The organism is Dyella silvatica (genome assembly GCF_026283955.1).
Lineage (GTDB): Bacteria > Pseudomonadota > Gammaproteobacteria > Xanthomonadales > Rhodanobacteraceae > Dyella_C > Dyella_C silvatica.
In genome coordinates this window covers 1-5023 of the sequence record NZ_JAPDPE010000194.1, presented here as the reverse complement: position 1 = coordinate 5023, position 5023 = coordinate 1, and the positions used below count along the sequence as shown (strand labels likewise).

The 5023-nt window shown below is 60.8% G+C and carries 6 protein-coding genes; all 6 read left to right on the top strand.

Features of this window, described 5'->3' with window-relative positions:
• The coding region (locus tag OUZ52_RS22240; protein ID WP_266160782.1) for an alginate export family protein at positions 1-645 on the top strand (645 nt) is incomplete at its 5' end.
• 49 nt (positions 646-694) lie between these two features.
• Positions 695-1369, top strand: a complete 675-nt coding sequence (locus OUZ52_RS22235; protein WP_266160781.1) for a DUF1275 family protein — start codon at positions 695-697, stop codon at positions 1367-1369.
• Between the two features lie 36 nt (positions 1370-1405).
• Positions 1406-1924, top strand: a complete 519-nt coding sequence (locus tag OUZ52_RS22230; RefSeq protein WP_266160780.1) for a Dps family protein — start codon at positions 1406-1408, stop codon at positions 1922-1924.
• A 508-nt stretch (positions 1925-2432) separates the two neighbouring features.
• On the top strand, positions 2433-3257 hold the full coding sequence (locus tag OUZ52_RS22225) for an alpha/beta fold hydrolase (protein ID WP_266160783.1): 825 nt from the start codon (positions 2433-2435) through the stop codon (positions 3255-3257).
• 157 nt (positions 3258-3414) lie between these two features.
• Entirely contained in the window at positions 3415-4119 is a 705-nt protein-coding gene (locus tag OUZ52_RS22220) for a pirin family protein (protein WP_266160779.1), read from the top strand.
• Between the two features lie 49 nt (positions 4120-4168).
• Positions 4169-4798, top strand: coding sequence for a hydrolase (locus OUZ52_RS22215; RefSeq protein WP_266160778.1), 630 nt, complete (start codon positions 4169-4171; stop codon positions 4796-4798).
• Positions 4799-5023: the final 225 nt, after the last annotated feature.

The window sequence follows — 5023 nt, the reverse complement described above, 5'->3', positions numbered from 1 at the left end:
GCCCGTGACAATGCGCGATATCTCGACGGCAGCGGCCGCGAGTTGCGCCACGTTTTCGATACCCGTTATGCCGGCGCGGCCCGCGGCTTCGACTGGGATCTCGAAGCGATGGCGCAGCGTGGCTCAGTGGGGGCCAAGGACATTCGCGCCTGGGCGATCGGCACGCGTGCCGGTTACACCTACGCATCGATCGACTGGCGGCCGCGCATCGGTTTGCAAGTGGATGCGGCCTCGGGCGATCAACATCGCGGCGACCATACGATCGGCACCTTTAATCCGCTGTTTCCGAATGGCTACTACGTCACCTTGGCCGGTTATACCGGCTACGCGAATTTCATCCATGTGAAGCCGTCCCTCACGATCAAACCGTTGCCGCAGCTGACCCTCGTGGGCGCGCTCGGCCTGCAATGGCGCCAGACCACCGCCGATGCGGTGTATACACAGCCCAATATCGCGGTGCCCGGCACCGCCGGCAAAGGCGGTCGCTGGACCGGCCTTTATGGACAACTGCGCGCCGACTACACCTTCAATGCCAATCTCGCCGCCGCGGTGGAAATGGTGCACTTTGATATCGGCGACGCGGTCCGTCGCGCGGGTGGACACAACAGCGACTATCTGGGCGTCGAACTCAAATATATGTGGTGAGGCCGGCGCGCACCGGCATGCCGCATTGAATTTCAAGGAACCAAAAATCATGAAACTGACGATGCCGACCCTACTCAGCTTCAATGCCGGCTACGTCGACACGGCGGGCTTCATGGCCCTGCACGGTCTGTTCACCGCTCACGTCACCGGTAACTTCGTGACCATCGGCGCGGCCCTGGTGCTGGGCACGTCCAGCATCGTCACGAAACTGCTGGCGCTACCGACTTTCTGCGTGATGGTGGTGTTGGCGCGCTTGCTGCGCTATCGCCTGCTCGGTCGCGGCAAGCCGGTGCTCAAGACCTTGCTGGGGCTGAAACTGGTGTTGCTGACGGTGGGTGGCGCACTGGCCATTTGGTATGGGCCCTTTCCGCGCGGCGACGATGCGGCGGCGATGCTTACCGGCCTAACGCTGGTGGCCGGCATGGCCGTGCAGAACGCCTTGCAGCGCGTACACCTGGGCAGCTCACCGCCGACCACATTGATGACCGGCACCACCACCCAGATCATGATCGACCTGGGCGACCTGTTGCATGGCCTACCCGCCGAGCAGAAAGCGGTCGTCCATGGACGCCTGGCGCGCATGAGCGTGGCGGTGCTGGCGTTTGCACTGGGCTGCGCGCTGGCCGCCCTGCTCTTTGCCGCCGTGAGTACCTGGTGTTTCGCCTTGCCACCGGTGCTGGCCCTGGCCGCCTATCTTCATCGCGACGCGAATGCCAGCGACTGAGCTTATCCGATCGATAGTTCCCTCAAGGAGACGACCATGAAAGACAGCAGTGAAGCCAGACAGCGGCGCAAAGCCCCGCTGACAACACCGAATGCGTTGGGTGAGGATGCGCGGCGCGATATCAGCGGCGAGCTCAATGCATTGCTTGCCGACTTTTTTGCGCTGTATGTGAAGACCAAAAATTTCCACTGGCATATGTCCGGCCCGCACTTCCGCGACTATCACCTGCTGCTGGACGAGCAGGCCGACGGCATCTACGCCACGCTCGACCCTATCGCCGAGCGCGTGCGCAAGATCGGCGGCACGACCTTGCGTTCCATCGGCCAGATCGCGCGGCTGCAACGCCTCGACGACAACGACGCGGATTTCGTCACCCCGGCCGACATGCTGGCCGAGCTGCGCGAAGACAATGCCCGCATCGCCTCGACCATGCGCGAAGTGCACAGCCTTTGTGACGAATACGGCGACGTGGCCACGGCCAGCCTGTTGGAAAACTGGATGGACGAGGCAGAACGACGGGTATGGTTCTTGTTCGAGTCGGGGCGAAATGCCTGAGTCGGCGGGAGGCTGGCTCTCATGGCGAGTGGCCTCCCATCCGAATACATGGCGGCCATGAGCTGACGACGGTGCCGGCTGCGCCAAGCGGATCTGCTCGCCTATCTAGCGTGGCGATTACCCGGACGGGTAGGCAACGGTTACCTCGATAGGTCTTCGCTTCCATCTTCGGCTGAAGACAATAAGCGATACGCCAGCGTCTATATTGATCTCGCTGGATCTTTCCATCCACGCCGCCGCGCAACCGTTGCTTTGCCGGCGTGCGCATGAAAAATCACGCACATGGTTCCGACACTCGCAGGGCTCAGGGGGAGTGACGAATCGAACCAGGAGAACCCGTATGTCACCGAAGCGTTCGGAGCATGATGTCGATCCAGCACGTCGTGCGTTTCTCGGCACTATCGCCATGGTTTCCTCAGCACTGGCCTTGCCCGTCGCCGGATTTGCAGCAAGCACTTCCAGCCTGGGCAACGCCGGATCTATCTCACCTCGACATGGACACTCTGATATGAGCACCATCACCACCAAAGACGGAACGCAGATCTATTACAAGGATTGGGGCACCGGCCAGCCGATCGTGTTCAGTCATGGCTGGCCGCTTTCGGCGGACGACTGGGACGCGCAGATGTTGTTCTTCCTCAGCCATGGTTATCGCGTGATCGCGCACGACCGGCGCGGACACGGTCGCTCCAGCCAGACCGCCGACGGTAACGATATGGACCATTACGCGGCCGATCTTGCCGCGCTTACCGAACACCTCGACCTGCGCAACGCGATCCATGTCGGCCATTCCACCGGCGGTGGCGAAGTGGTGCACTACGTGGCCCGTCACGGCATGGATCGCACGGCAAAAATCGTGCTTATCAGTGCCGTGCCACCGATCATGGTCAAGACCGAGAACAACCCCGATGGCACCCCGCTCGAAGTGTTCGATGGCTTTCGCGCGCAGGTTGCCGCGAACCGGGCTCAGTTCTATCTGGACATCGCCTCGGGCCCGTTCTATGGCTTCAACCGGCCGGGTGCCAAGGTCTCCGAGGGCATCATCCGCAACTGGTGGCGGCAAGGCATGATGGGCGGCGCCAAGGCCCATTACGACTGCATCAAGGCATTCTCGGAGACCGACTTCACCGAGGATCTGAAGAAGATCTCGCTGCCGGCGCTCGTCATGCATGGCGACGACGACCAGGTAGTGCCTTACAAAGATTCAGGCGTTCTATCGGCAAAACTTCTCAAGAACGCCACGCTGAAGATCTACCCCGGATTCCCGCACGGCGCACTGACCACTCACGCCGATGTGATCAATGCGGACCTGCTGTCGTTCATCAAGTCCTGATCGACGCGCTGCACGCATCAACCTGCGGCCGGCCAGCACATTCGTCATAGGCCGCATCTCCATCGGCGGCGCCGCGCATTCAAGCGGCGCCGCCATGGCCTGGCGGCAAACGGGGCCATGCCGCAAAAAAATCTGCCGGTAACTTCAGAGAATAATCATGATAAAGCTGCGCAAATCCGCAGATCGCGGCCATGCCAACCACGGATGGCTCGACTCGTATCATAGTTTTTCGTTCGCTGACTATTACGACGAAGCCCATATCCACTTTGGCCCCCTGCGTGTCATCAACGAAGATCGCATTCAGGCCGGCTCGGGCTTTGGCACCCATACACACAGGGACATGGAGATCATCAGTTACGTGATCGACGGTGCCCTGGCGCATAAGGACTCGATCCATAACGAAGCGGTCATTCGTCCTGGCGAGGTTCAACGGATGACCGCCGGCACCGGTGTCGCTCATTCGGAGTACAACCACGCGGATCAAACCACTCATTTTCTGCAGATATGGATTATTCCGCGGCAGGCGGGTCTGCCGCCGAGCTACGAGCAGAAGTATTTTCCGGAAAGCGACAAGCGAGGCGTGCTTCGACTGGTGGCTAGCCCCAACGGTGAACAGGGCTCCGTCACCATCCATCAAGACGCCTACATGTATGCCGGCCTGTTCGACCACGACGAGCACGCCCATTTAAAGGTCGCCGATGGACGACTTCTCTACGTACACGTGGTACGCGGTGAAGTCACCGTCAACGACATGGCGGTTGCCGCTGGCGATGCACTGATGCTTACCGGCGAATCGGAAATCCACATTTCCAAGGGGCGAAACGCGGAACTGCTGCTATTCGACCTGGCCGCATCGTTTTGATCTTCTTGCTCGATCGCTCGACATCGATACTTTTAAAGGAAGGCATGCCATGAACACCGATGCGCCCCTGTTGACGCCCGATGATTGCGCGCTTGTTCTGGTGGACCATCAGGCCGGGCTTGCCTTTGGGGTCAGCTCCTCCGACCGGCAAGCCATTCGAAGCAATGCAGTGGCCATCGCGCGGACAGCGAAGGCCTTTAAGCTCCCCGTCGTCATCTCCACTTCGGCGTCCAAGGTGTATAGCGGCCCGCTGATGCCACAGATCCAGGCGGTCTTGCCCGACAATCAAGCCATCGAGCGCCGTAACATGAATTTGTGGGAGGACGACGCCGTGCGCGCCGCCATCCTTGCGACAGAGCGGCGAACCTTGATCTTCTCGGGATTGCTGACGGAAGCGTGCGTGTCGTTCCCCGTACTATCGGCCCTGGCCGAGGGATACCGCGTTTTCGTGGTTGGCGATGCCTGCGGGGGCCTGACCGAAGTGGGCCATCAGTTCGCACTGCGCCGCATGGAAACGGCCGGGGCGACCCTCACTAGCTGGCTGCAGGTGTTACTCGAATTCCAGCGAGACTGGACTCGGCATGAGTCCTACGAAGACGCGCGATCCATCGTGGTCGATCACGGCGGCGGGTACGGTATTGGGCTCGCCTATGCGCGCGACATGATTCACCCGACCTGACCAACAACGATGCACGGGCTGCGCTTTTGTCGGATCGGTACTTTGACCGGGCGCAGCTCAGCCCTGCGATTCATAAGCCAGCCGCGACACTGTTGTCATCGCCTGCCTTGAGCTGGCGGCTACCGCCGAACGCGCCATCCGTCGCCAGCTGAAAGGAGTGCAATCGGTCATCACCTTGAATACGCGCGAGAAGTGAGCCTGATCGGTGAATCCGCATTTCACCGC